The organism is Kitasatospora sp. NPDC001132, from assembly GCF_053598415.1.
The window spans coordinates 208,785-233,341 of record NZ_JBSFKF010000008.1; the positions used below are offsets into that span (position 1 = coordinate 208,785).

At 71.9% G+C, this 24,557-nt stretch carries 27 protein-coding genes; 10 read left to right on the top strand and 17 right to left on the bottom strand.

What is annotated here, in order from left to right; genetic code table 11:
* The first annotated feature begins 26 nt into the window (after window positions 1-26).
* Together ACWDBE_RS14240 and ptsP are read left to right on the top strand one after the other, a co-directional pair.
* Window positions 27-299: an HPr family phosphocarrier protein gene (locus ACWDBE_RS14240; RefSeq protein ID WP_449790804.1), complete on the top strand. Its 273-nt coding sequence runs from the start codon at window positions 27-29 to the stop codon at window positions 297-299.
* Window positions 296-1,954 carry a phosphoenolpyruvate--protein phosphotransferase gene (gene ptsP / locus ACWDBE_RS14245; protein ID WP_449808126.1) on the top strand — a complete coding sequence of 553 codons (1,659 nt, stop codon included), beginning with the start codon at window positions 296-298 and terminating at the stop codon, window positions 1,952-1,954. Before ACWDBE_RS14240 ends, ptsP begins: the two co-directional genes overlap by 4 nt.
* Window positions 1,955-2,057: 103 nt before the next feature.
* Here ptsP and aspA read toward each other — a convergent pair whose 3' ends face one another.
* The 5 genes from aspA to ACWDBE_RS14270 all read right to left on the bottom strand — a co-directional run bounded on the left by aspA (window position 2,058) and on the right by ACWDBE_RS14270 (window position 7,018).
* Window positions 2,058-3,467, bottom strand: a complete 1,410-nt coding sequence (aspA, locus tag ACWDBE_RS14250) for an aspartate ammonia-lyase (protein ID WP_449790806.1) — start codon at window positions 3,465-3,467, stop codon at window positions 2,058-2,060.
* A gap of 37 nt (window positions 3,468-3,504) precedes the next feature.
* Window positions 3,505-4,521, bottom strand: coding sequence for an asparaginase (locus ACWDBE_RS14255; RefSeq protein ID WP_449790807.1), 1,017 nt, complete (start codon window positions 4,519-4,521; stop codon window positions 3,505-3,507).
* Between the two features lie 108 nt (window positions 4,522-4,629).
* The gene (locus ACWDBE_RS14260) at window positions 4,630-6,069 is read right to left on the bottom strand and encodes an amino acid permease (RefSeq protein ID WP_449790808.1); all 1,440 of its coding nucleotides are present in this window, start codon (window positions 6,067-6,069) and stop codon (window positions 4,630-4,632) included.
* Window positions 6,066-6,233, bottom strand: a complete 168-nt coding sequence (locus ACWDBE_RS14265) for a hypothetical protein (RefSeq protein WP_449790809.1) — start codon at window positions 6,231-6,233, stop codon at window positions 6,066-6,068. The genes ACWDBE_RS14260 and ACWDBE_RS14265 overlap by 4 nt, the downstream gene beginning before the upstream one ends.
* Window positions 6,230-7,018, bottom strand: a complete 789-nt coding sequence (locus ACWDBE_RS14270) for a gamma-glutamyl-gamma-aminobutyrate hydrolase family protein (RefSeq protein ID WP_449790810.1) — start codon at window positions 7,016-7,018, stop codon at window positions 6,230-6,232. The genes ACWDBE_RS14265 and ACWDBE_RS14270 overlap by 4 nt, the downstream gene beginning before the upstream one ends.
* 266 nt (window positions 7,019-7,284) lie before the next feature.
* Between ACWDBE_RS14270 and ACWDBE_RS14275 the strand changes: the two genes are divergently transcribed.
* On the top strand, window positions 7,285-8,193 hold the full coding sequence (locus ACWDBE_RS14275) for a LysR substrate-binding domain-containing protein (protein WP_449790811.1): 909 nt from the start codon (window positions 7,285-7,287) through the stop codon (window positions 8,191-8,193).
* Window positions 8,194-8,270: 77 nt separating this feature from the next.
* Here ACWDBE_RS14275 and ACWDBE_RS14280 read toward each other — a convergent pair whose 3' ends face one another.
* From ACWDBE_RS14280 to ACWDBE_RS14310, 7 genes are all read right to left on the bottom strand, one after another.
* On the bottom strand, window positions 8,271-9,533 hold the full coding sequence (locus ACWDBE_RS14280) for a hypothetical protein (protein ID WP_449808127.1): 1,263 nt from the start codon (window positions 9,531-9,533) through the stop codon (window positions 8,271-8,273).
* A 516-nt stretch (window positions 9,534-10,049) separates the two neighbouring features.
* The gene (locus ACWDBE_RS14285; protein ID WP_449808128.1) at window positions 10,050-11,249 is read right to left on the bottom strand and encodes a cytochrome P450; all 1,200 of its coding nucleotides are present in this window, start codon (window positions 11,247-11,249) and stop codon (window positions 10,050-10,052) included.
* A 36-nt stretch (window positions 11,250-11,285) separates the two neighbouring features.
* The gene (locus ACWDBE_RS14290) at window positions 11,286-12,656 is read right to left on the bottom strand and encodes an NAD(P)/FAD-dependent oxidoreductase (protein ID WP_449790814.1); all 1,371 of its coding nucleotides are present in this window, start codon (window positions 12,654-12,656) and stop codon (window positions 11,286-11,288) included.
* Window positions 12,646-12,855 (bottom strand): ferredoxin, encoded by a 210-nt coding sequence (locus ACWDBE_RS14295; protein WP_449790815.1) that lies wholly within the window; start codon window positions 12,853-12,855, stop codon window positions 12,646-12,648. Before ACWDBE_RS14295 ends, ACWDBE_RS14290 begins: the two co-directional genes overlap by 11 nt.
* A gap of 363 nt (window positions 12,856-13,218) precedes the next feature.
* Entirely contained in the window at window positions 13,219-13,344 is a 126-nt protein-coding gene (locus ACWDBE_RS14300) for a hypothetical protein (protein ID WP_449790816.1), read from the bottom strand.
* A 246-nt stretch (window positions 13,345-13,590) separates the two neighbouring features.
* A complete protein-coding gene (locus ACWDBE_RS14305; RefSeq protein WP_449808129.1) occupies window positions 13,591-14,025 on the bottom strand; it encodes an Hsp20/alpha crystallin family protein in 435 nt (144 codons plus the stop codon).
* 175 nt (window positions 14,026-14,200) lie between these two features.
* Window positions 14,201-14,638, bottom strand: coding sequence for an Hsp20/alpha crystallin family protein (locus ACWDBE_RS14310; protein WP_449790818.1), 438 nt, complete (start codon window positions 14,636-14,638; stop codon window positions 14,201-14,203).
* Window positions 14,639-14,753: 115 nt separating this feature from the next.
* Here ACWDBE_RS14310 and ACWDBE_RS14315 point away from each other — a divergent pair, with 115 nt between their 5' ends.
* From ACWDBE_RS14315 to ACWDBE_RS14325, 3 genes are all read left to right on the top strand, one after another.
* Window positions 14,754-15,440: a type III effector protein gene (locus ACWDBE_RS14315; RefSeq protein WP_449790819.1), complete on the top strand. Its 687-nt coding sequence runs from the start codon at window positions 14,754-14,756 to the stop codon at window positions 15,438-15,440.
* A gap of 191 nt (window positions 15,441-15,631) precedes the next feature.
* Window positions 15,632-17,581 carry a molecular chaperone HtpG gene (htpG, locus tag ACWDBE_RS14320; protein ID WP_449808130.1) on the top strand — a complete coding sequence of 650 codons (1,950 nt, stop codon included), beginning with the start codon at window positions 15,632-15,634 and terminating at the stop codon, window positions 17,579-17,581.
* A 230-nt stretch (window positions 17,582-17,811) separates the two neighbouring features.
* Window positions 17,812-18,453 carry a hypothetical protein gene (locus tag ACWDBE_RS14325; protein WP_449808131.1) on the top strand — a complete coding sequence of 214 codons (642 nt, stop codon included), beginning with the start codon at window positions 17,812-17,814 and terminating at the stop codon, window positions 18,451-18,453.
* Between the two features lie 128 nt (window positions 18,454-18,581).
* On the opposite strand, the gene ACWDBE_RS14330 is transcribed toward ACWDBE_RS14325, so the two are convergent.
* The 4 genes from ACWDBE_RS14330 to ACWDBE_RS14345 all read right to left on the bottom strand — a co-directional run bounded on the left by ACWDBE_RS14330 (window position 18,582) and on the right by ACWDBE_RS14345 (window position 20,469).
* Window positions 18,582-18,905, bottom strand: coding sequence for an STAS domain-containing protein (locus ACWDBE_RS14330; RefSeq protein ID WP_449790822.1), 324 nt, complete (start codon window positions 18,903-18,905; stop codon window positions 18,582-18,584).
* On the bottom strand, window positions 18,896-19,417 hold the full coding sequence (locus tag ACWDBE_RS14335) for a J domain-containing protein (RefSeq protein ID WP_449790823.1): 522 nt from the start codon (window positions 19,415-19,417) through the stop codon (window positions 18,896-18,898). The genes ACWDBE_RS14330 and ACWDBE_RS14335 overlap by 10 nt, the downstream gene beginning before the upstream one ends.
* 142 nt (window positions 19,418-19,559) lie before the next feature.
* Window positions 19,560-19,811 carry a hypothetical protein gene (locus tag ACWDBE_RS14340; protein WP_449808132.1) on the bottom strand — a complete coding sequence of 84 codons (252 nt, stop codon included), beginning with the start codon at window positions 19,809-19,811 and terminating at the stop codon, window positions 19,560-19,562.
* On the bottom strand, window positions 19,786-20,469 hold the full coding sequence (locus ACWDBE_RS14345; RefSeq protein ID WP_449808133.1) for a type III effector protein: 684 nt from the start codon (window positions 20,467-20,469) through the stop codon (window positions 19,786-19,788). The genes ACWDBE_RS14340 and ACWDBE_RS14345 overlap by 26 nt, the downstream gene beginning before the upstream one ends.
* Before the next feature lie 109 nt (window positions 20,470-20,578).
* Between ACWDBE_RS14345 and ACWDBE_RS14350 the strand changes: the two genes are divergently transcribed.
* From ACWDBE_RS14350 to ACWDBE_RS14360, 3 genes are all read left to right on the top strand, one after another.
* Complete coding sequence (locus ACWDBE_RS14350) at window positions 20,579-21,013, top strand: Hsp20/alpha crystallin family protein (protein WP_449790826.1); 435 nt, start codon at window positions 20,579-20,581, stop codon at window positions 21,011-21,013.
* A 139-nt stretch (window positions 21,014-21,152) separates the two neighbouring features.
* Window positions 21,153-21,557, top strand: a complete 405-nt coding sequence (locus ACWDBE_RS14355; protein WP_449790827.1) for a DUF2267 domain-containing protein — start codon at window positions 21,153-21,155, stop codon at window positions 21,555-21,557.
* 54 nt (window positions 21,558-21,611) lie between these two features.
* Window positions 21,612-22,010, top strand: a complete 399-nt coding sequence (locus tag ACWDBE_RS14360) for a DUF2267 domain-containing protein (RefSeq protein ID WP_449790828.1) — start codon at window positions 21,612-21,614, stop codon at window positions 22,008-22,010.
* 46 nt (window positions 22,011-22,056) lie between these two features.
* On the opposite strand, the gene ACWDBE_RS14365 is transcribed toward ACWDBE_RS14360, so the two are convergent.
* Window positions 22,057-22,398, bottom strand: a complete 342-nt coding sequence (locus tag ACWDBE_RS14365; RefSeq protein ID WP_449790829.1) for a helix-turn-helix domain-containing protein — start codon at window positions 22,396-22,398, stop codon at window positions 22,057-22,059.
* Between the two features lie 112 nt (window positions 22,399-22,510).
* Between ACWDBE_RS14365 and dnaK the strand changes: the two genes are divergently transcribed.
* Window positions 22,511-24,367 (top strand): molecular chaperone DnaK, encoded by a 1,857-nt coding sequence (dnaK, locus tag ACWDBE_RS14370; protein ID WP_449808134.1) that lies wholly within the window; start codon window positions 22,511-22,513, stop codon window positions 24,365-24,367.
* The last annotated feature ends 190 nt before the right edge of the window (window positions 24,368-24,557 follow it).

Below are 24,557 nucleotides of genomic sequence, written 5' to 3' on the forward strand. Positions count from 1 at the left end.
CGCTTCCCTCTCCCTCAAGGACTCCCATGCACTCGATCCAGGTCACCGTCGGATCCCGTAGCGGCCTGCACGCCCGCCCGGCCTCGCTGTTCGTCCAGGCCGCCGCCCGCCAGCCGGTCAAGGTCACCGTCGGCCGCCCGGGCCAGGCTTCGGTCGACGCCCGCAGCCTGCTCTCCGTCCTCGCCCTCGCTGCCGGTCGCGGCGAGACCCTGGAGCTCACCGCCGCCGGCGACCAGGCCCAGGAATCGCTGAAGGCGCTCGCCGACCTGCTCGCCTCCGACCTCGACGCAGCGGCATGAGCGCTCCGATCCGCGGGATCGGCGTCGGTACGGGCAGCGCGGCAGGCCCGGTCGCCCGGATGGCGCCCGCACCCGCGCTGCCCGCCCCGAGGCCCGTCCCCGACCCGACGGCCGAAGCGGCCGCGGTCCGCGCCGCCCTCACCGCCGTCGTCACCGACCTGGACGAGCGTGCCGCCCGCGTGAGCGGCCCCGCCTCCGAGGTGCTCGCCGCGCAAGCCATGATGGCCGCCGACCCCGTCCTCGCCGACGAGGCGGCCGCGCTGGTCCAGCGGGGCACCGACGGCGCCCACGCGCTCGCCGGCGCCTTCGACGGCTTCCGCGCCGCACTGCTCGCCGCCGGCGGTCACTTCGCGGAACGGACCGCCGACCTGGACGACCTCCGCGACCGCGCAGTGGCGCACCTGCTCGGCCTGCCCGTACCCGGCCTGCCGGACCCGGGGCACCCGTACGTCCTGGTCGCCGACGACCTGGCACCCGCCGACACGGCGCTGCTCGACCCCGCCCGGGTGCTGGCCCTCGTCACCGTCCGCGGCGGACCGACCAGCCACACCGCCATCCTCGCCAAGGCGCTCGGCGTGCCCGCCGTGGTCGGCTGCGCCGGCGCGATGGTGCTGGAGGACGGCCGGCAGGTCCTGGTGCACGGCGCGGACGGCGTGGTCGAACCCGACCCGAGCCCGGAGGCGCTCCGGCGGGCCGCCGAACGGGAGCGACGCCGCCGCGCGCTGTCGGCCGCGGTCCGGGGACCGGGCCGGACGGCGGACGGCCACCCCGTCGCGCTGCTGGTCAACCTCGGCGCGCCGCACGAACTGGCCGGCGCGGCCACCGCCGACGCCGAGGGCGTGGGCCTGTTCCGCACCGAGTTCCTCTTCCTGGACCGCGCCGAAGCACCGGGCCTCGCCGAACAGGCCGCCGCCTACCGGCAGGTCTTCGACGCCTTCGCCGGCCGCCGGGTGGTCGTCCGCACCCTCGACGCGGGCGCGGACAAGCCGCTGTCCTTCGCCACCTCCACCGATGAGGAGAACCCGGCCCTGGGCGTCCGGGGCCTGCGGACCGCCGCCCGCGACCCCCAGCTCCTGGAGACCCAGCTCGCCGCGATCGCCGAGGCCGCCGGGAGTGGCAGTGCACAGGTGTGGGTGATGGCGCCGATGGTGTCGGTCCCCCGTGAGGCCGCCGAGTTCGCCGCCCGGGTCCGCGCGCACGGGCTGCCGCTGGCCGGCGCGATGATCGAGGTCCCGGCGGCCGCCCTGCGGACCGACCGGCTGGCCGAGGTCTGCGACTTCTTCAGCGTCGGCACCAACGACCTGGCCCAGTACGCCTTCGCCGCCGACCGTACCCTCGGCGCCCTCGCCGAACTGCTCGACCCGTGGCAGCCGGCCCTGCTCACCCTGGTCGCCACCGCCGCCCGCGCCGCGGCGGACCACGGCCGCCCCATCGGCGTGTGCGGCGAGGCCGCCGCCGACCCGGCCCTCGCCCTGGTCCTGGTCGGCCTCGGGGTCACGAGCCTGTCCGCCGCACCCTCCTCGCTCCCCGAGGTACGGGCCGCGCTGGCCGCCCACACCCTCGAGGAATGCCGCGAACTCGCCGAGCTCGCCCTGCGGGCCGACGACGCCGCCGACGCCCGCGGCAAGGTCCGGTCGAGGATCGCCGGCGGCTGATCCACCCCTCCGGGCGCCGGGCCCGGCCCGCCTCACCGAGGGCGGCCGGGCCCGCCCGGCCGCCCGCCCGGGAGCGACCGGGCGGCCGGCCGGGGCGTCGTCCTCAGGCCACGGCCGCACCGCTGCCGGCGATGACCTCGGGCCGCAGCAGGGCGGCGAGCCGCTCCGCCGGGAGCAGGCCCTTCTCCAGGACGAGTTCGGCCACGCCCCGGCCGCTCGCCAGGGCCTCCTTGGCGATGTCGGTGGCCGCCGTGTACCCGATGTGCGGGTTCAGAGCGGTCACCAGGCCGATGGAGTTCTCGACGGTCGCGCGCAGCACCTCGGTGTTGGCGGTGATGCCGACGACGCAACGCTCGGCGAGGGTGAGGCAGGCGGCGCGCAGATGGGTGATCGACTCCGACAGCGAGTGCAGGATGATCGGCTCGAAGGCGTTGAGCTGGAGCTGACCGGCCTCGGCGGCCATGGTGATCGCGACGTCGTTGCCGATCACCTCGAAGGCGACCTGGTTGACGACCTCGGGGATCACCGGGTTGACCTTGCCCGGCATGATGCTCGAACCGGCCTGCACGGGCGGCAGGTTGATCTCGCCGAGGCCCGCGCGCGGCCCGGAGGACAGCAGCCGCAGGTCGTTGCAGGTCTTGGACAGCTTGACGGCGATGCGCTTGAGCACCCCGGACATCTGGACGAACGCGCCGCAGTCCTGGGTGGCTTCGACCAGGTTGGCCGCGGTGACCAGGGGCAGCCCGGTGATGTCGGCGAGGTGGCGCCGGGCGGCCTCGGCGTATCCGGTGGGGGCGTTGAGGCCGGTGCCGATCGCCGTCGCGCCGAGGTTGATCTCGTGGATCAGCTCGACGGCCTCCGCGAGCCGGCTGCGGTCCTCGTCGAGCATGACGGCGAAGGCGGAGAACTCCTGTCCGAGCGTCATCGGTACGGCGTCCTGCAGCTGCGTGCGGCCCATCTTCAGCACGTCGCGGAACTCGACGGCCTTGCGGGCGAAGGCGTCCTGGAGGACGGCCATCGCGTCGAGCAGGCCCCGTACCGCGAACACCGTCGCGATCCGGACGGCGGTCGGGTAGACGTCGTTGGTGGACTGGCCGAGGTTGACGTCCTCGTTGGGGTGCAGGTGCCGGTACTCGCCCTTGGCGTGCCCCAGCAGCTCCAGCGCCCGGTTGGCGACGACCTCGTTGGCGTTCATGTTGGTCGAGGTGCCGGCGCCGCCCTGGATGACGTCCACGACGAACTGGTCGTGCAGCTCTCCGCCGCGGATCTCGCGGCAGGCGGCGACGACGGCCCAGGCCTTCGCGGGTTCCAGCAGGCCGAGTTCCTCGTTGGCGAGGGCGGCTGCCTCCTTCACCGCGGCCAGCGCGTCGATCAGGTGCGGGTAGGCGGAGATGGGCGTGCCCGTGATGGGGAAGTTCTCGGTGGCGCGCAGGGTGTGGACGCCCCAGTAGGCGTCGGCGGGGACGTCGCGGTCTCCGAGCAGATCGTGTTCGCTGCGGGTGGCGGCGGTCATGGGTGTGCGGGTCCTCTTCTCGGAGTGGTGGGTCGGGTCACGCGGGGGCGAACAGGGCCGACGGGTCCAGCACCGCCACCGGCCGCACGCCGCCGACGGGCCGGCCGCCGCCGGTCGCCGGCTCCCCCGCGAACCCGGCCAGTAGCCGGGGGTCGACTCCCGCCAGCGCCAAGGCGGCCGCCGCCACCGGGATGCGCGCCCGGTTCGCCCCGTCGGCGATCTTCAGGGCGACGGCGCGGCCGTCCGGCAGCGCTGCGATCTGGACGCCCTCGAAGCCGTCCTTGGCGAGCAGCCCGGGTACCGCGCGCATCAGCACGGCCACGTCCCGCCCCGCACCGGAGGCCATCTCCGGGTGGGTGCGCAGCGCGTCCGCCACCCGGAATTCAGGGGTCCCGGGCGCGCCGGTGGCGATGCGCGCGGCCGCGCGGGCCAGGCCGTGCAGGGAGACGGCGAACAGGGGGGTGCCGCAGCCGTCCACGGTGGCGCGCGCGATGCGCTGGCCGGTGAGGTCCTCCACGACTTCCGCGATCATCCGCTGGAGCGGGTGCTCAGGGGCGTCGTAGTCCTGCAGCGGCCATCCGTTGAGCTTGCAGAGGTGGAGCATCGCGGCGTGCTTGCCGGAGCAGTTCTGGGCGAGCCGGGAGGGCGGGCGGTCCTCCCGGATCCAGGTGTCGCGGACGGCCGGGTCGTACGGCAGGTCGGGGACGTTGCGCAGGTCGTCCTCGGTGAGGCCGGCAAGTGCCAGGATCCGCCGGGCACCGGCGAGGTGGCGTTCCTCGCCGGAATGGCTGCCCATGGCGAGGGCGAGTAGTTCGCCGTCGAGCGGCAGTCCCGCCCGGACCATGGCGACGGCCTGGACGGGCTTGAGGGCCGATCGCGGGTAGCACGCGGCCTCCGCGTCGCCGAGGTGGAACCGGACCTCGCCGTCGCCACCGAGGACGACGACGGAACCGTAGTGGGTGCTCTCGACCACGCCGCCCCGGGTGACGTGGGCGACGGGCGTGTGGCGGGGCTCGCGGACCGCGGGCGCGTCCGCGAGGGGGCTGGTGAGCATGACTGCCTCGATCGGTGATTGGCGTGGGGCTGGTGAGCTGTGTGCCTGGAGGCGGCGGGCCCGGGCGGACGAGCGGTGGGTACGCGGGGTCCCCCGGGCCGCCCGGGTTCAGTCGTCGGCTCCGGCGGCGGCGCGCGCGATGCGCCCGCGGATCGCGTACCAGCCGGCGACGAGTGCCGCAGCGATGAGCGGTACGCACAGCACGGTGGTGCGTCCGGCGCCGCCGTCGGCGTACATGAGGACCAGGACGGCAGCGAGGAAGGCCAGCGTCACGAGTTCGGTCCAGGGCGAGCCGGGCAGGCGGTAGCCGGGGCGGGTCAGTTCGCCGGCCGTGGTCTTCCGCCAGAACAGGAGGTGGCAGACCATGATCATGCCCCAGGTGGCGATGATGCCGATGGCCGCGAGGTTGAGCACGATCTCGAACGCGTCGGCGGGGACCACGAAGTTGAGGCCGACACCGAGGACGCACATGCCGCTGGTGAGCAGGATGCCGCCGTAGGGCACCTGGGTGCGGCTCATCCGTGCGGTGAAACGCGGGGCCGATCCGTTGACGGCCATGGAGCGCAGGATGCGGCCGGTGGAGTAGAGGCCGGAGTTGAGCGAGGACATCGCCGCGGTGAGGACGACCAGGTTCATCACACTGTCCGCCGCCGGGACACCGATGTGGGAGAGCACCGTCACGAAGGGACTCTGGCCGGAGGTGTACTTGTTCCACGGCATCAGCATCGACAGCAGCAGGACCGAGCCGACGTAGAACAGGCCCACGCGCCACATGATCGAGTTGATCGCCTTCGGCATGATCTTCTCGGGGTTCTCGGTCTCCCCGGCCGTCACGCCGACCAGTTCGACGGAGGCGTAGGCGAAGACGACGCCCTGGATGATCAGCAGCATCGGCAGCAGGCCGTTGGGGAAGATCCCGCCGTTGTCGGCGATCAGGGACGGGCCGGGTACGACGCCGTCGACCGGGTGCCGGGTGACGAGCAGGAAGATCCCGATGCCCATGAAGACGACCAGGGCGCCGACCTTGACGATGGCGAACCAGAACTCCAGTTCGCCGAAGATCCGCACCGAGATGAGGTTCACGGTGAGGACCACGGCCAGGGCTATGAGAGCGATCACCCACTGCGGGACGTCGGAGAACAGGTGCCAGTAGTGGGTGTACGTGGCGACGGCGGTGATGTCGGCGATGCCGGTGGTCGCCCAGTTGAGGAAGTACATCCAGCCCGCGGTGTACGCGCCCTTCTCGCCCAGGAACTCCCGGGCGTACGAGACGAAGGCGCCGGAGGACGGGCGGTACAGCACGAGCTCGCCGAGCGCGCGCACCACGAGGAAGGCGAAGACGCCGCAGACGGCGTACGCGACGAACAGGGAGGGCCCGGCGTCGGCGAGCCGTCCGCCCGCGCCGAGGAACAGGCCGGTGCCGATGGCACCGCCGATGGCGATCATGTTGACGTGCCGGGGCTTCAGGGACTTGCTGTAGCCGGTGTCACCGGCGTCGACGTGACGGGTCGTGGGGCGCTTCTCGTCGTTGAGGAACTGCTCGCTCACGCCTCGGCTCTGCCTTCTCTTGAGGTGTCCGCGCGCTGGGGGCGCACGATGTCGGTGAGGGTGGCCTCCACGCGGTGGAGGCGGTGGGACATCGCCACGTGCCGGCACACCTCCAGGAGATCGCCGGCCGCGTAGTCGCCGGGGTCGGGGCGCAGCGGCGTCAAGACACCGGGGTCGACGGAGCGGACTCCGGTGTACCCCGCCGGATGCGCACCTCGCTCTCGGCGACGCGACCCGGAGCGGGGTTCGGGGTCGACTTGGCGGCGGCCACCAGGGCGTGCACCACGGCCGAATCGAAAGCCACTTCGGGGTGCCACTGCACGCCGACCGCGAAGCGGTGCCGGGTGCTCTCGATCGCCTCGATGGTGCCGTCCGCCGTGCGGGCGCCCACGATCAAGCCGGCCCCGAGGGAGTCCACCGCCTGATGATGGTGCGTGGCGACCTGGCGGGTCCCCGGGATGAGTGCGCCGATCCGCGTCCCCGGCACCGTGGTGACGGCATGGGGGGAGAAGTGGCCGCCGTGCAGGTTGTGCCCGTGGTGACCCACCGTTTCGGGGAGGTGCTGGATCAGGGTGCCGCCGGCGTGCACGTTCATCAACTGCATTCCCCGGCACACTCCGAGCACCGGTATGTCACGCGCGAGAGCCTCGGCCAGCACCGCCCACTCCCACTGGTCGCGCTCGCGGACCGGCGGTCCCGTGCACGGATGCGGCCGCGCCCCGTACAGCGCGGGATCCACGTCCTCGCCGCTGGTCAGGACGATCGCGTCCAGGCGCGCGACGACATCGGCCGCGGCTTCCGGCGCGTCCGGCGGCAGCAGGACCACGCGGCCGCCCGCCGCCTGGAGACAGCTGATGTACGCCGCGGGCAGCAGCGCGGCGGGCAGCTCCCACTCCCCCCACTGAGCGTCGGCGAGGTAGGTGGTCAGTCCGATGAGTGGTTTGGGCATACCACTTCCTTTCAGGGGCGGGAGTCGATCGTCGACGGCCGTCTCCTCCGCAGCCCACCCACCCGACGGACGCGGGTCAGGAATGCTGCGGAAGAGGGGGTGCACGGCGCCGCGGGCGCACGAAAGCGCCCGACGAGGGAGGTGGTGGGTCGCGGACCCGGGGGGCGGAGGCTTGCGCATCCGGGCCGCGAGCAAGAATCCTGCTGCCGTTCATGCTTAAGCACAAGAAAAGACATCTTCGCGACAGATAAGTGAGCCTTAACTCCGTGCAGAGACTCGACCCCCGGTTGCTCGCCACCCTCGAAGCCGTGGTCCGCCACCGCTCCTTCAACGCCGCCGCACGCGAGCTGGGTTACAGCGCGCCCGCCGTCTCGCAACAGATCGCCGAACTCGAACGCCGCACCGGTCTCATCCTGATCGAGCGCCGCCCCGTACGCGCCACCCCGGCCGGCACGGTCCTCCTCGACGCCGAACAGCGCGTCCGAAGCGCACTGGCGGCGGCCTCCGTGGAACTCGACGCCATGCGTGCGGGCACTGCCGGACGGATCAGGCTCGGCGCCTTCGCCTCGGCCGCCGCCGGCATCGTCCCGCAGGCGTTGGCAGAGCTTCACGCGGCCTATCCCGGTGTGGAGGTCAGCCTCTCCCAAGTGGAGCCCGAAGCCGGCTACAGCCGACTCAAGCGGGGAGACATGGACCTGGCCCTCAGTTACGACTACGACTTCATCCCGGTGCCACCGCCCCGGACGCTGCGCCGAACGCTGGTCGCACGGGACCCGGTCGTGGCGGTGGTCCCGGCCGACCACCACCTCGCCCACCGGGACGTCATCGACCTGGCCGGCCTCGCGGCCGAGACCTGGATAGCGGCTCCGGAGGCCGCGTTGCGCCTGGAACTGCTCGCTCAGATGGCCAAGACACCGGGCTTCCAGGCCCGCCTGGAATACGACGGCGACGACTTCAACACCGTGCTCGGCTTCGTGGCCGCGGGCCTGTGCGTCGCCGTCATGCCGCGGCTGGCCCTCCCCCCGGGCAGCACCCAGGTGGTGGCGCGCCCCCTCGCAGGACCGGAGTTGACGCGCTTCATCTACACCGTCCGCATCGACACCCGGCACGCCCCACGCGCCCTCCTGGACCTGGAACGCATGCTCGCCGCGCAGGCACTGACCGCCCTCTCATGAGGCGGGGACCATGCCCCGACGAGTTCGGACCCGAACGTCGCCGGCCCGCCTGCGGGCCGGGCCCTCCGGGCAGCCTCTCACCCCTCCGGTCGGACAATCCGGTCGGCGGTGAGCCGCTCCCGCCACTCGGCCACGGCGACGGGGGACATCGCCGCGAGACGGGCGATCACCTCGTCGTCCCGCCCGTCGGTCCAGCTGAGGACCCGGGTCAGGACGGTGTTCCGGACCAGGCGGACCTCCTTGAGCAACTCCTCCAAGCGCTTCAGCTCCTCCCCGGTGGCGGAAAGCGTGTCATCGACCGCCGCCCTTTCCTCGGCCCGCTGTTGCCGCAGGTAGGCCGCCAGGCCGGTGAGGACCACACCGTCGTCGGCCGCGGCGCTGCGGAACGTCTCGGCGAGGTGGTCCAACACCCAGTCAGTGGCGTCGGCGAGACTCGCTCCCACGACCTTCGCGTCCTCCCAACTGCTCCGTCCGGCATCGCTGGTCCGCAGCCAGAGCCCGGCTTCGACCGGGGCGCGGTCGCCGCAAGCGGCCGCGCGGTAGGCGTACAGAGCCGCACGGTGACCGTAGAAGGTGTAGCCCTCCTCGATCCGGACGCCCGCCGGAGTGCACATGCGTCCCGGAACGCCGCCGTAGCCGGAATCGGGTTCGTACGTGGCGTAGGTGTCCAGCTCGGCGTCGGTAGCCGTCGCCCAATCCGGATCGCAAAGCTCCGGATTCCGGGCGAGGAAGTCCGCCACTTCCACCCGCCATCCGGGAACGGGGCTCATGCGGGGCTCGGACCAGGCCACCGTGCCCGTCGCGTCGAACGTGTAGAGGCAGGCCTGTTCGAGATCGGTCCAGGCCGTGGCAGCCTCGGCGGACCACTCCAGATCCCCGGCCGGGCCCACACGGTGCAGCGAGCCGATCACCCGCTGGACCACGGGCAGGATCCGTCGGACCAGTGCGTAGAGCTCCTCCGCGCTGAAGAAGCGCCAGGTATCGGCGCCCTGCTCGTCGACAGTGCGGTGGGTGAGCAGGAGCGCGAACACGGCCGGGGAAGGCAGAGCGCCATCGCCGGCCGCGGCCCGGCGGTGCCCCGGAAGCCAGGGGGCGGTGCCCTCGTCCTGGGTTCGCCAGTCGGTGTCCCCGAACCAAACGGCACCGGTGGCGGCGTCGACGGCGAGCCACTGCTGGTAGCCGTTGCCCGGCCCGAACCGTTCCCGGTCGTGCTCGGCCCGCTGGTCGTGCCACACGTATTCCGCTGGGGGCGGATTGAGTTGGACGGCGACGAAACCGTCCTGCGGGGTGTACCCGACAACGACATGTGCAGTCGGTTTGCTGTTCTCGGTCCCGGACATGCGACTCCCTCCGCGCCGGACAGTGGCGGATCCGCCACTGTGCGGCACCGAGCCTGCCCTGTGGGAGCTGTTGCGATCAAATCCGATCACTTGTGGACTTGTCGCCCAAGGAAAGTCCGCCCACGTGCGAACGCGACGGGGCTGACGACAGGCGATCGTGGAACGCTGCCCGCCGGGTCCCGGAACCTTCGGACCGGTCGACCAACAGGCGGCGCTGCGCTGGGGGCGCGCCGGGATCCGCTCCGGATGACCGCCCGTTGAAGAGCCAACCGCGGCGGTCGGAGAGGCCAGTTGGGCGCACGCGCTATGACTCACCTGTCCGGCGAGAGAGTGAGGTGGATCGGCGAGGAGGTAGCTGAAATGCCGTCAGTTTCACTTGTGGCGACCGTCTGACGGTTGGCCGCAACGGGGCCAACTCCCTTTGGCGACACGTTTGGTGACTGGGCGTCGGTCGAGACGGACCAGCCGTTACCGAGACTTCGCGCGGGCCGGAGCAGGTCGCGGGCAACGTCGCGGTCAGAATCGGATGGGGAGGTGGCGGGGGCCGCGGAGCATGGCGGCGTGCCGGTAGGGGGGTGGGTCCTGGAGGAGGGTTGCGCTGGTGAGGCGGGGGATCAGTGCGCCGAGCGCGGCCTGGGCTTCGATACGGGCGAGGGGTGCGCCGTAGCACAGGTGGACGCCGCCGCCGAAGCCGAGGTGCTGGTTGTCCGGGCGGGTGGGGTCGAACCGGTCGGGATCGTGGAACCGCTTGGGGTCGCGGTTGCCGGAGGCCAGCGCGAGCACGACGGAGGTGCCCTTGGGGAGGGTGGTGCCGGCGATGTCCACGTCGGCGAGGGGGATGCGTTGCCGCATGTGGACCGGGGGCTCGTAGCGCAGCAGCTCCTCCACCGCGGCCGGTAGCAGGTCGGGTTCGCGGCGCAGCCGGTCCAGTTGGTCGGGGTGGCGCAGCAGGGTGAGGACTCCGTTGGTGATGAGGTTGACGGTGGTTTCGTGTCCGGCGATGAGGAGCAGTACGGCGGTTTCCGCGAGTTCCTCGTGGGTGAGCCGCATGGCCGGGTCGGGTTCGTTGATGTAGGCGGAGAGCATGTCGTCGGTGGGGTGGCCGCGGCGTTGTTCGGCGAGGTTCACCAGGTACTGGCCCATCTCGATCCGCGCCTGCTCACCGGCCCGGTCCCGCTCGGCGGAGGACTCCTCGTCGGGTCTGACGTCGGCGGAGGCGACGATCGCGTCGGACCATTGCCGGAACTGCGGTTCGTCTTCCTGGGGGACGCCGAGCAGTCGGCAGATGGCGGTGACGGGCAGCGGGTAGGCGAAGTCGTCGACGATGTCGATCGGGGTGCGGTCCTGGAGGTTCTGGAGCAGTTCTTCGGTGATTTCGGTGATCTGGCCGCGCATGGCGTCGACGCGGCCGGCGCTGTGCGGCGGGCCGAACGGCCGCATGGCCAGACCGCGCAGTCTGTGGTGCTCGGGGTCGTCGAGCCGTAGGAACGGCGGCTTCGGCGCCCCCTCGGGCGGGGTGGCGAGGCTGCGGGGATCGGCGCTGATGCGTGGGTCGTGGAGGAGCGCGGTGATCTCGTGGTAGGTGCCGACCAGGTAGCTGCCGTCCGCCTGCCGCACGACGGGACCGGCTTCGCGCAGTTCCGTGTAGAGCGGGTAGGGGTCGGGGCGGTTGGCGTAGTCGGTGATCCGTTCCAGGAGGGTGTCGGCGGCGGCCATGGGGTGGGGCTCCTCGTGGTTGGGCGGGGTGGTGGGTCAGGTGGGCTGGACCAGGGTCAGTCGGCGGTCGGGCAGGTGGCCGGTGAGCGCGACGGTCGGGCCGTGGGAGAGCCCCTTCGGATCCGGCACGTCGGAGGGGAGCGGGAGCTCGGCCGCGAGCGGGCGGTCGGACGCGCCGGGCGCGGGTGGGAAGGGGGCGGCGGTCTCGATCAGGTGCGCGTAGTAGTCGAGTGACTTGGCCATGTCGACGGTGACCGCGGCGGTGACCCGGCCCTGGTAGCCGTAGACCATCGCCAGGCGACGCTCCTCCAGCTTGCCCTGGGCGATGACCACGTGGTCGGAGAAGGTGGGCACGCCCACGGACTTGATGTTGAGCCCGAACTGGGTCGACCAGAACGTCGGGAGGGCAAGGTGCGGGCGGCGCAGAGGGCCGGGACTGACCATGTTGTGGGCGGCCACCTCGGCCTGCGCGACCGCGTTGCCCCAGTGTTCCAGGGAGAGCATCTGGTAGCCGAACAGTGGGTGGGGGAACCGGGAGACGTCACCGGCCACGAAGACGTCGTCGGTGACGATGCCGTACATGTTGAAGGCCCGGCACCCGGCGTCGCAGGCGATCCCGCGCGGGCCTGCCGCCAGTCCGGAGTCCGCCAGCCACTCGACGTTGCGGACCGCCCCCAGGGCCGCCACGCACACGTCCGCCTCCACACGGCTGCCGTCGGACAGGTCCGCACCGGTGAACCGGCCGTTCCCGTTGCCCCTCAGGGCGGTGACGGTCACCCCGCAGCGCAGGTCCACCCCGTGGTTGCGATGCATGGCGGCCGCGAGTTTCGACAAGGTGCCGCCGAGCGCGCCCACCAGGGGGGCGGGGCCACGTTCGGTGACCGTGACGTCGAGACCGCGTTCCCGGCAGGCCGAGGCGATCTCCGAACCGGTGAAGCCCCCGCCGATCACCAGTACCCGCCGCGGCCCCGCTGCCAGCCGCTCGGCCAGCCCGGCGGCGTCCTCGCGGGTACGCAGCGTGAACACTCCGTCCAGGGCGGCCTCCGCCACCTTGGGCCAGGGCCTGGCCCGGGTGCCGGTGGCGATCAGCAGCCGGTCGAACGGCAGCGAATCGCCGTCGGCCAGCAGCACCCGCTTCCCGAGAGGGTCCAGGCCGGTGGCACGGACCCCGAGCCGCCAGTCGGCGTCCGGGTCCCGGCGCATCGGCAGGGCGGTGGAGTCCGCCGCGACCTTGCCGAGCAGGACCTGCTTGGACAGCGGCGGCCGGTCGTAGGGCGGATGGGGCTCGTCCCCGACCACGGTCAGGGAGCCGGTGAAGCCCTCCTCGCGCAGCGCCTCGGCGGCCCGCAACCCGGCCAGCGACGCGCCGACGATGACGATCCGGCCTTCTCGAAGGTCAGCGGCCATCGGGGCTCACCTCCTTGCCGAGGAGGATGGCCTGGACCGGGCACGCCGCCGCGGCCTGGCGCACGCGATCCAGCTGGTCATCGGGAACGGCCGGGGCGTACAGCAGCCCCTCCTCCCCGTGCAGCTGGAACACCTCCGGCGCGAGGAACACGCACTGCGCGTAGCCCTGGCAGCGTGTGAGGTCCACAACGATCTGCATCCCATGACTCCCTCCGTCACCCCCTCCGTTCCAGAGTGGGGGATGGACCGGACCTTCGCATGGCTACGGGCCATCCGCGGCGAGAAGGGCCGGGGAGCGGAGAACGCCGGCCGATCATCCGGCGCGTCCTGGCGGTGACGTCGCCCCGGACCGCGACCGGCTGAAACGAAGCCGGCCCGGCTCCCGGCTGTCGAGCGGCCGGGAGCCGGGCGGAAGGCCGGGCCTGCGAGGTCATCGGGGCAGGGGGCTGATGCGGGCAGGACCCGCGACGACCGTCGCCCCGTGCGGCTGCTCCGGACGGGTGACCGGTGGCCGAGCGGCTGGTGTTTGCGGGGCCGGCGTGCGGACCGTCGGCCATGGCGGTCAAAGGGCGTCGGTCAGGCGGTGGTGGGCGTCGATGACGCGGGCGAGTTGCTCGGCGGCGGCCGGGTCGTCACAGACCAGGCCCCAGAGCGCCTCGTCCACGGCTTCGGCGGTCTGCGCGGTCATGGCGCGCAGACCGCGGCTGACTGGGGTGCCGCGCGGTGGGTCCCGGGAAGGAGCCCGTGGTTCCGCGCGGCACCCGACCCTGTCACTTTCCGTGGGTTCCAGGCCCGAGGGCCAAGGTCGGGCCTGGAAATTCGTGGCCTGCGCCGTTCGGCGCAGGGTCTCGGGTCGGGGCGCCGCGCGGGCGGCCGAAGGGTGTTCCGCCCGCGCGGCACCGTTTCCCTTTGGGGGACCAGGTCCGACGGGTGGTCAGGCCTGGAGTGCCTTGCGGTCGCTGCCGCCGCTGATCTGGATCTTGCGGGGCTTGGCGGTCTCGGCGACCGGGATGGTGAGGGTGAGTACGCCGGCCTCGTAGGCGGCGGTGATGTGCTCGGCGTCGAGGGCGTCGCCGAGGAACAGTTGCCGGGAGAAGACTCCGAGTGGGCGTTCGGAGAGCTGGACCTCGGCGTTGCCGCCGCGCTGCGTGGGGCGGCGCTCGGCCTTGACGGTGAGCACGTTCTTCTCGACGTCCAGGTCGATCGCGTCCGGGCTGATGCCGGGAAGGTCGAACTGGACGTAGAACGTGTCGCCGTCGCGCCAGGCGTCCATCGGCATCGCGGACGGGCGCGACCAGGTGCCGGCCGTGCCGAACAACTGCTGGGTGAGTCGGTCCAGCTCGCGGAACGGGTCAGTGCGCATCAACATCGTCGAATACCTCCTCGTCGAATCAACGGGCGACTTCGACGCGCTCACACATCCCTCCTGGTATGTCACCTTCTCGGCGACTCGTCGCACATGTCGCCGGATAGATGACAGAGCGGATGGTCAGGCGTCCTGGGGCCGGGCCCCGGTGTCAGTGGCCTTCAGGGCCCGCGCGGGTTCACGCCGCCGCGGCGACAACGGCCTGGCTGCTCTCCTCGGGCGACTGGCCGGCCTCACTGGCCCGGACGGTGATCTTGCGGGGCCGGTGAGCCGGGGCGACGGGGGCGGTGAGGGTCAGGACGCCGTCCTGCAGGTGGGCCGCGATGCGGCTCGGGTCGAGGCTGTCGGCCAGCTGGATCCGGCGCTCGAACACCCCGTGGGTCCGCTCGGCGAGCCGGGTGCGCGCGCCCTCGCCGCGCGGGGTGGGACGGCGTTCGGCCTTCACGGTCACCATCCGGCCCAGCACGTCGACGTCGATCGCCTCCAGTGCGACACCGGGCAGGTCGAGTGCGATCACGAAGCGCTCGTCCTCGCGCCAGGCGTCCATCGGAATCGGGGCCGGCCGCGACCAGGACCCGGGGGGCGCCTGGTGGGTCACCGCAGTGGGCATGGACATCGTCGGAACACCTCCGGTCCAGAAGGTCTTGTTCGCACCGGTGCGGCGCGACACGAACCGTTGTAACATGTCGTCCAGGTGATGACAAACACCCAGTCAGCGAAAGAGTGACGACATGGATACGCAGGACACCGGCGCGGCCGGGGTGGGGCCGGCCTCGTTCCTGGCCGCCGCCGCCGCGCTGGGCATGATGGACGCCGCCGCCCGCACCGCCCGCCACGCACCCCCGGACGACGCGGGCCAGAGCGACCCGCACCCTGCCCTGTCCGCGCTCTTGATGCTGCGCCACCTTCGCGAGGAACTCGCCGGCTGGGAGACCGGTCTGATCGAGACGGCCCGCGGCGCGGGCGCCACCTGGGCCGACCTCGCCGAACCGATGGGCGTCCAGAGCCGCCAGGCCGCCGAGCGCCGCTACCTGCGCATGCGCCCGAACGCCGATGCCGGCACCGAGGCGGGCAGCACCGGCGAGCAGCGTGTCCAGGCCACCCGCGACCAGCGTGCCGCCGACCGCGCGGTGACGACCTGGGCCCGCGACAACGCCGCGGACCTGCGCCGCCTCGCCGGACAGATCGGCGCCCTGGACGACCTCACCGCCTCGGCGGCCCCTGCCGTGGAACGCCTGCTGGACGCGCTCGGTCACGACGACCCCGCCCGCCTGCTCGCCCCGCTCGCCGAGACCCGGCCCCTCCTGGAGGCGGACCACCCGGCGATCGCCGACCGCCTCGACGAACTCACCGCCCGAACCGAACAGCTTCGTGCCGAGAGCGACCGGCTGCGCCGCACACCCCAGGCCGGCCCGTGAGCACCCCGGCCGCGGCCCTGCCGGGCTGCGGCCCGCATGTCAGCGGACCTGTTCACCGTCGTAAAGCCTGCCCGGCCCGCGAGGTGCGAGTCGAGAGGCCCTGAGGCCCTCGACGTGAAGACCACTCCCCGTGACGGCGCCGCGTCGTCCGTGACCCTTTCCCCTACCCGCACATGAAGGAGACGCCTCCCGTGGCCAGCCCGACCGAGACGCTGGAGTTCCAGGCGGAGACCCGCCAGCTGCTGCAGCTGGTGATCCACTCGATCTACTCGAACAAGGACATCTTCCTGCGCGAGCTGATCTCCAACGCCTCCGACGCCCTCGACAAACTCCGCCTGGAATCCCTCACCGACAGCGGCCCCGCAGTCGACACCTCCGACCTGCACATCACGCTGGACGTCGACCGGGACGCCCGGACCCTGACGGTGCGGGACAACGGCATCGGCATGACCCGCGAGGACGTCGTCGACCTGATCGGCACCATCGCCAAGTCCGGCACCGCGAGTCTGCTGGCCAAGATCAAGGAGGCCAAGGACGCGGACGCGGCGCAGAGCCTGATCGGCCAGTTCGGCGTCGGCTTCTACTCCGCGTTCATGGTCGCCGACAAGGTCACTCTGCGGACCCGCCGGGCCGGCACCGAGCAGGGCACCGTGTGGGAGTCCGACGGTGAGGGCACCTACACCATCGCGCAGGCCGACGATCTGCCGGTCGGCACCTCGGTCACGCTGCACCTCAAGCCGGCGGACGGCGAGGACGGGCTCGGCGACTACCTCGCGGCGTGGAAGATCCGCCAGATCGTCAAGCGGTACTCGGACTTCATCCGCTGGCCCATCCGCATGGCCGCCGAGCCCGTCGAGCCCGTCGAGGCGGGCGCCGAATCCGCCACGGACGAGAAGGCCGTCGTCGTGCCGGAGACGCTGAACTCGATGAAGGCGCTGTGGGCCCGTCCCCGCAGCGAGGTGACCGAGGCCGAGTACCACGACTTCTACCAGCAGATCAGCCACGACTGGCAGGCCCCGGCCGAGACCATCCACATGCGCGCCGAGGGTACCTTCGAGTACGAGGCGCTGCTGTTCATCCCCGCCCACGCCCCGTTCGACCTGTTCTCCCGTGACACCAAGCGGGGCGTGCAGCTGTACGTCAAGCGCGTGTTCATCATGGACGACTGCGACGCGCTGATGCCGAACTACCTGCGGTTCGTCAAGGGCGTCGTCGACGCCCACGACCTGTCGCTGAACGTCTCCCGCGAGATCCTGCAGCACGACCGCCAGATCACCGCCGTGCGCCGACGCCTCGTCAAGAAGGTCCTCGGCGCCCTCAAGGACATGCAGGCCGGCAGGTCCGACACCTACACCAAGCTGTGGGAGCAGTTCGGCCGGGTGATCAAGGAAGGCCTGATCGAGGACCGCGACAACACCGACGCGCTGCTGGAGCTGGTCTCGGCGGCCTCGACCAACGACCCGGAGAAGGCGACCACGCTGCGCGAGTACGTCGCGCGGATGAAGGACGGCCAGGACACCATCTACTACCTGACCGGCGAGAGTCGCCAGATGGTGGAGAACTCCCCGCACATGGAGGCCTTCACCGCCAAGGGCTACGAGGTCCTGATCCTCACCGACCCCGTCGACGAGGTCTGGACGGACCAGATCCCCGCCTTCGACGGCCACCGCTTCCAGTCCATCGCCAAGGGCCAGGTCGACCTCGACGGCGATGCCGACAGCGACGCCGGCGACGAGGCGAAGGCGGAGAAGGCCCAGCGCGAGCAGGACTTCGCCGCCCTCCTCGGCTGGCTCCAGAACGCCCTGGCCGACCACGTCAAGCAGGTCCGCCTCTCCACCCGGCTCACCACCTCCGCCGCCTGCCTGGTCGGCGACGCCCACGACCTGACCCCCACCCTGGAGAAGATGTACCGGGCCATGGGCCAGGAACTCCCGCCCGTCAAGCGGATCCTGGAACTCAACCCCACCCACCCCCTCATCACCGCCCTGCACCAGGCACACGCGGCGAACGCCGACGACCCCGCGCTCGCCGACACCGCCGAACTCGTCCACGGCAGCGCCCTGCTCGCCGAAGGCGGCGACCTGCCCGACCCGGCCCGCTTCACCCGTCTCCTGACCGACCGCCTCACCCACACCCTCTAACCCCCTGCAGGTGCGGCCGGCCGCGGCTGACAGAGCCCGGCCGGCCGCACTCCCACGCCGCTTGGCCAGACCCGCCCGCCAGCGGGCGGGCGCGCACCGGCCCGGGGCCGGGCTGCATCACCCTTGGCAGGAGTGCGGCCCGCAGCACCGCTTCCCTCACCCGTTTCGGCAGCCGGGGACGGAAGCCGGCCACCGCCGACAGCCACCCGACCGACCGAGGACATCCGCGCGTGTACGAGTACACCGACCGCAAGAACCGCACCCTGGCCGACCGGATCAACGCCGCCGCCGAGCGCCGTCCGGACCACGGCACCGAGCAGGACAAGGTCACCGCGACCGCTCTGCTGGCCGACATGCTCCACGCCGCGGCCCAGCACGGCATCACCCTCGAGGCCTTCGACTGGGTCGCCGACCTGCCCGGCACCTGCTACCGCGCCATCGTCAGGCACCGCACCCCGGCCGACCGGATCAATGCCGCCGCCGAGCGCCGTCCGGACCACGGCACCGAGCAGGACAAGATCGCCGCGACCGCTCTGCTGGCCGACATGCTCCACGCCGCGGCCCAGCACGGCATCACCCTCGACACCTTCGACTGGGTCACCGACCTGCCCGGCACCTGCTACCGCGCCGTCCTGCGGCGCCGCGAGCTCACCGACCGCGTCAACGAGGCCGCCGAGCGCCGCACCACTCCCGGCACGGAGGAGCAGAAAGCCGCAGCGACGGCTCTGCTGGCCGACATGCTCCACGCCGCGGCCAGGCACGGCATCACCCTCGACACCTTCGACTGGGTCACCGACCTGCCCGGACACTGCTACGCCGCCGTCGTCTCCCCTCTGCGCGCGCGGGCCACCCGGTGGGCCACGGCCAGCTGAACACGACGGGCCGGTGCCGGGAGTCTGACCGGCGGCCGGGAGGATGGTCCTGAAGCGGCGGCCCGCACTCGCGCCATCGGTGCCTCGGAGCGCGCGATGGTGGCAGCGCCGCGGTACGCGGCCCGGCGTCAGCCTTCCACCAGGTCGGCGAGGCCGAAAAGGTCGATCACCCGGGCGACGAGCGGGGCCCGCACATCCGTGACCTTCAGGACGACGCCTTCCTCCTGCGCCTGGTGACGGAGCCGTTCCAGGGCGTGCGCGCCCGAGCAGTCGCAGAATCTCACCTGCGCGAAGTCGAGGTCGATGCGCCTGGGCCGGTTCGCCAGGAACTCCTTGACGCGGCTCTCCAGCTCGGCGGCGGTGGCGAGGTCGATCTCGCCCGTGATCGCGATGGTGACCTGGCCGTCCCACCGGGAGACGGCGGTGCGGAAGTCGTTGCCGTTCACAGCCATGGCTCCACCTCCCACAGCCGGTGCACCATCCACTCCCAGAAGTCGCCCCACTCCCAGAGGTCGCCGGCATCCCGCGCCCACGTCGACGCACCTGGCGGTGCGGTCCGCACGGGGCCCACTCGAACGAGCGGTTCGGTTCCTCGCGGCATCGCTCCGACGAGGGGAGTCGGCGCGGTGCGCGCAGGCCCCGCCCCACCGGTTTTCCGGACGACTCGTACGGGCACCCGTCGGCCGGCGGTCGGGGGAGGGGCCGAGGCGCGGGCGGTCCCCGGGTGGGGCCGGGCGGTCTCGCGTTCGGCGTCGTAGGCGGCGCGCAGCTCGGGATCGTGCAGGACCTCGTAGGCGGCGACCACCGCGCCGAGTCGCTCCGCCGATCCCGGTTCGACGGGGCGGGTGTCCGGGTGCAGCAGCCGGACCAGGGTGCGATAGGCCGAGGTGACCTGCCGCGCGGACGCCGTGGGTTCCACTCCCAGCACCGCGTAGTGATCGCGTCGGTCTCGCGATCCCGTCATGGCGGACCACCTCCCGGGCGACCGGCGACCCCGGCAAACCTCCTCATTGACTTGGATAGAACCTTGGCCAACGCTTGTCAAGATGTCCGAAATGGGGGTATACGGGCTATGGGTGCCCCCACTGCCGTCGGCATGACCCCCCTCAGTATCCGGCGGTGTGATGCGCCGCGCCGGCCCCGGTCTGCGCGGCGATGTCCTGTGCGACCTGTGCCAGGGATGTGTGGAGGGCTTCGCGTATGGCTTCCAGGCGTGCGAGGCAGGCGTCCAGCGAGGCGAGGGCGGCGTCGCCGTCGGTCCGCATCCGGTGCCCGACGGCCACGAGCTGGTCCTCGATCCGCTGCCAGCGCTCTTCGGCGGCGGCCAGGGGGTCAGGCGCGCCGGTGGTCGCTGTCATGGCGCAGTCGGTCGGTGTGCTGGGCGAGGTCGTCGAGGCGGTGGGCGATCTGGGAGTGGTGGGCGCCGAGGTGGGGGCGGACGGCGGCCAGGGATGCGAGGAGTTCGGTGGCGTCGGGGGCGCCGAGCGCGGTGTGGAGGTGGTCGAGGGCGGGGCGGGCCGCCGGGGCGAGGTCGGTCAGGGCGGCGACCTGGGCGGCGAGCCGGCGCAGGTCAGCGGCGTTGGCGCGGGCCCAGTCGGCGACGGAGCGCTCCGCGGCGCGGCGGTCGCGTACGGCCTTGACGCGTTTGGCCCCGGTGGTGCCCGGGGTGCCGGTGGCGGGTGGCGCAAGGCGCAGGTAGCGGTTCTCGGCGGCCTGACGGCTGGCGACGCCCATGGGGCGGGCGAGGTCGGCCCAGGTGGCGCCGGCGGCGCGGGCGGTCTCCACCAGCGGGGCCTCCCAGTCGGCGAGTTCGGTACGCAGCTCGCGCAGCAGCAGCAGGGCGGCCAGTGCCTGCTCGGGGTCGGTTTGGGTGGTGGGCGGGGTCGTGGCTTCGGTGTCCTGCGCGGTGCGGACGGCGTCGTCTATGGCGGCGAGCGCCGCGGCGGCGGCGAGGAAGGACGCCGGGCCCCTCGACGGTCCGCCACTGGTGGCGGGTTCTTGGGGCCGCTTTCTCATGGGTGTCACTCCTTTGGCGACATCAGGGTTTGTCATTGGATGGATGACATGTTAGAACGGTTTCAGGTGAAGCGCACTGGCACCCATCGATCAGTGGAGGTGTTTCGCGATGCTGATGCGCACCGATCCGTTCCGCGAGCTGGACCGGCTGACCCAGCAGTTCTTCGGCACGACCGGGACCTGGTCGAGGCCGACCCCGATGCCGCTGGACGCCTACCGCGCCGGCGACGAGTACGTGATCTGCTTCGACCTGCCGGGGGTGGCCCCCGATGCGATCGACATCGATGTCGAGCGGAACATGCTGACCGTCAAGGCCGAACGCCGTCCCCGCCACCAGGGCGAGGACGTGAAGTGGGAGCTGTCCGAGCGTCCGCTCGGCGTCTTCTCCCGGCAGGTCATGCTCTCCGACACGCTCGACCCCGACGGGATCGTCGCCGACTACGACTCCGGCGTGCTGACCCTGAAGATCCCGGTCGCCGAGAAGGCCAAGCCCCGCAAGATCGCCATCGGCCACGGCGGAAGCCGCAAGGAGATCAAGGCCTGACGGCGTCCCTCTGCCGTTCCGCGCCGCCCGCACCCCCCGAGCGGACGGCGCGGAACACTCCCGCAGTCGGCCCCCTGCCGCCCGGACCGGCACCGTTCGTGGTGAGGGCCTTCGGTGAAATCGACAGGGAGGAATCGCGGTGACTCTTCGATGGGAAGCTTTCTTGGACCAGGTCCAGGAACGCGGAGAGTACGACACACCCCAGGACGCCGATCGCGCGGCCCGCGTCGTGCTGGCCCTGCTCGGCGCCCACCTGGTCGGCGACGTGCGCGCGAAGCTCGCGGCCCGTCTGCCCGAGACCTTCGCCCTGATCCTGCTGAACCCCTTGCAGGCCGCCGAGCCGCTCAGTCCCGAACGGTTCGTACGCGCCACCGCCGCCTGGATCGAGGGCGCCACCGAGAAGACCGCCGTGTGGGACATCGGAGCCGTCCTGTCCACGGTGGCCGACGCCGCCGGCGACGAATTGTTGGAGCGCGTGCTGTTCCAGCTGCCGCCCGGCTACGACGTCCTGTTCGGCCGCCCCGCCCCCGACCACCGATCCTGACCGCTTTCGTGCCGCCGCGTGCACCGCGGCGGCCCGTATCGGAAGGCCACCGCCATGACCCGGCACCGCCGCCTGATCCAGCAGGTCCGCACCCTTGGCCGTCACCCCAGCGACGAGGAAGCGGAACGAGTCCTCGACACCGTCCTGGCCGTCCTCGGCTCCCAGCTCACCGGCGACGAACGCTGCGAGCTGGCCGCCGCGCTGCCCGAGCGGGCCCGCGCCGTCCTCGCCTCGCAGATCCCCCTGCCCGAACCCGTCGCCGCCCCCGCCTTCGTCGAAGCCGTCGCCCGAGCCCTGAACATCAGCCTCACCAGCGCCCGCTGGGATGCCTCCTCCGTCCTGGCCGCCCTCGCCGATCTCGCCGGCGATAGGCTCACCGACCGCCTTCTCGCTTGCCTGCCCAGCGGCTACGCGCTCCTGTTCGGCCGCGCCGACCTCGCCGCCGCCGCTTGAACCCCACCCAGCAGCGCGGGCGGGTCCAGGCGGCGGGCGCCGGACGTCACCGGCCGCGGGTCCGCCCCAGGTCGGCCTCCAGCTCCTCCACTCGGGCCTGGAGATCGAGCACCCGGCGCGCCCCTTCCAGGGTCAGTCCCTCGCCGATCAGCTTGACCAGTGCGGCAATGCGGTTGATCTCCCGGCGCGAGTAGCGCCGCTGGCCGCCTGCCGAGCGCACGGGCACCACCGCGCCCAGCTCGTCCAGTCGCCTCAGGAACGCCACCCGGACGTGCAGCATCGCGGCAACCTGCCCCACCGTGTACAGCGCGGCATCCGCGTCATCAATGGGCAGCTCCACCACCGCGACCTCACCTCGCCGCTCGATGAAATGAAACCTCACTTCCACGTTACAGATTTCCTCCAGCCACGGCGTCGACTTACCCTTGATGTCATGAGGCTCAAGTTTCCTTCCTCCCGGTGAGGCAAGACGGGAGGGATGGCAAGAGAGGAGGCCCGTGATGGCACGCGCAGTCGGTATCGACCTGGGAACGACGAACTCGGTGGTCTGCGTGCTGGAGGGCGGCGAGCCGACCGTCGTCACGAACGCCGAAGGCGCGCGCACCACCCCGTCGGTGGTGGCCTTCGGCAAGGGCGGCGAGGTGCTGGTCGGCGAGGTCGCCAAGCGGCAGGCCGTCACCAACGTTGACCGCACCGCGCGCTCGGTGAAGCGGCACATGGGCGAGAGCGGCTGGCACTTCCCGGAGAAAGGGGACGTGGACGGCAAGAGCTACACCGCGCAGGAGATCTCCGCGCGGGTGCTGCAGAAGCTGAAGCGCGACGCCGAGTCCTACCTGGGCGAGGACGTGACGGACGCGGTGATCACCGTGCCCGCGTACTTCAACGACTCCCAGCGCACCGCGACCAAGGAGGCCGGCGAGATCGCGGGCCTGAAGGTGGCGCGGATCATCAACGAGCCGACCTCCGCCGCCCTGGCGTACGGCCTGGACAAGGAGAACGACCAGACGGTGCTGGTCTTCGACCTCGGCGGCGGCACGTTCGACGTGTCGCTGCTGGAGATCGGCGAGGGCGTGGTGGAGGTGAAGGCCACCTCCGGCGACACCCACCTCGGCGGTGACGACTGGGACCAGCGGATCATCGACCACCTGGTCAAGCAGTTCAAGAACGGCTACGGCATCGACCTGTCCAAGGACAAGATGGCCGTGCAGCGCCTCCGCGAGGCCGCCGAGAAGGCCAAGATCGAGCTGTCCGCCGCCACCGAGACGACGATCAACCTGCCCTACGTCACGGCCTCCGCCGAGGGCGCGCTGCACCTGGACGAGAAGCTCACCCGCGCCCAGTTCCAGCAGCTCACCGCCGACCTGCTGGACCGCTGCGAGGGCCCGTTCCATCAGGCCGTCAAGGACGCCAAGATCGAGGTCTCCGACATCGACCACGTGATCCTGGTCGGCGGCTCGACCCGGATGCCGGCCGTCACGGACCTGGTGAAGAGGCTCACCGGCAAGGACCCGCACAAGGGCGTCAACCCGGACGAGGTCGTCGCCATCGGCGCCTCGCTCCAGGCGGGTGTCCTCAAGGGCGAGGTCAAGGACGTCCTGCTGCTGGACGTCACCCCGCTGTCGCTGGGCATCGAGACCAAGGGCGGCATCATGACCAAGCTCATCGAGCGCAACACCACGATCCCGACCCGGCGCTCGGAGGTCTTCACCACCGCCGAGGACAACCAGCCCTCGGTCACCGTGCAGGTGTACCAGGGCGAGCGGGAGATCGCCGCGTACAACAAGAAGCTCGGCATGTTCGAGCTGGCCGGCATCGCCCCGGCCCCGCGCGGCCTGCCGCAGATCGAGGTCACCTTCGACATCGACGCCAACGGCATCATGCACGTCGGCGCGAAGGACCTCGGCACCGGCAGGGAACAGAAGATGACCGTCACCGGCGGCTCCGCCCTGCCCAAGGACGACATCGACCGCATGATCCGCGAGGCCGAGCAGCACGCCGAGGAGGACCGCCGCCGCAAGGAAGCCGCCGAGACCCGCAACCAGGGCGAGCAGCTCGCCTACACCACCGAGAAGTTCCTCACGGACAACCAGGGCAAGGTCCCGGCCGACGTGCAGAGCGAGGTGGAGGCCGCTCTGACGGAGCTGAGAGAGAAGCTCAAGGGCGAGGACACCGCCGCGATCCGCGCGGCGAGCGAGAAGGTCGCCCAGGTCAGCCAGAAGCTCGGCCAGGCCATGTACGCCCAGACCGCCCCCGGTGCACCGGGCGGCGCGACCGGTCCGCAAGGCTCGGAAGAGGAGGTCGTGGACGCCGAGATCGTGGACGAGGACGAGCACAAGGGAGGCGGCACCGCACCCTGACGGTGGGCTGCCCGCCGGCGGTGGCGGCGGGTCGTCCGCGCCCTTCACGACCACCGCGTGGCGGAACCGCTCGACCAGGCCTTCGCCCGCATCGAGCACCTGCGGCCGCGATGACCCGCCCCGGTACGCGCGAACGCCGGTGTGCCACCTCGGATCCGAGAGGGCGCACCGGCATTCGTACGCGGTCCCG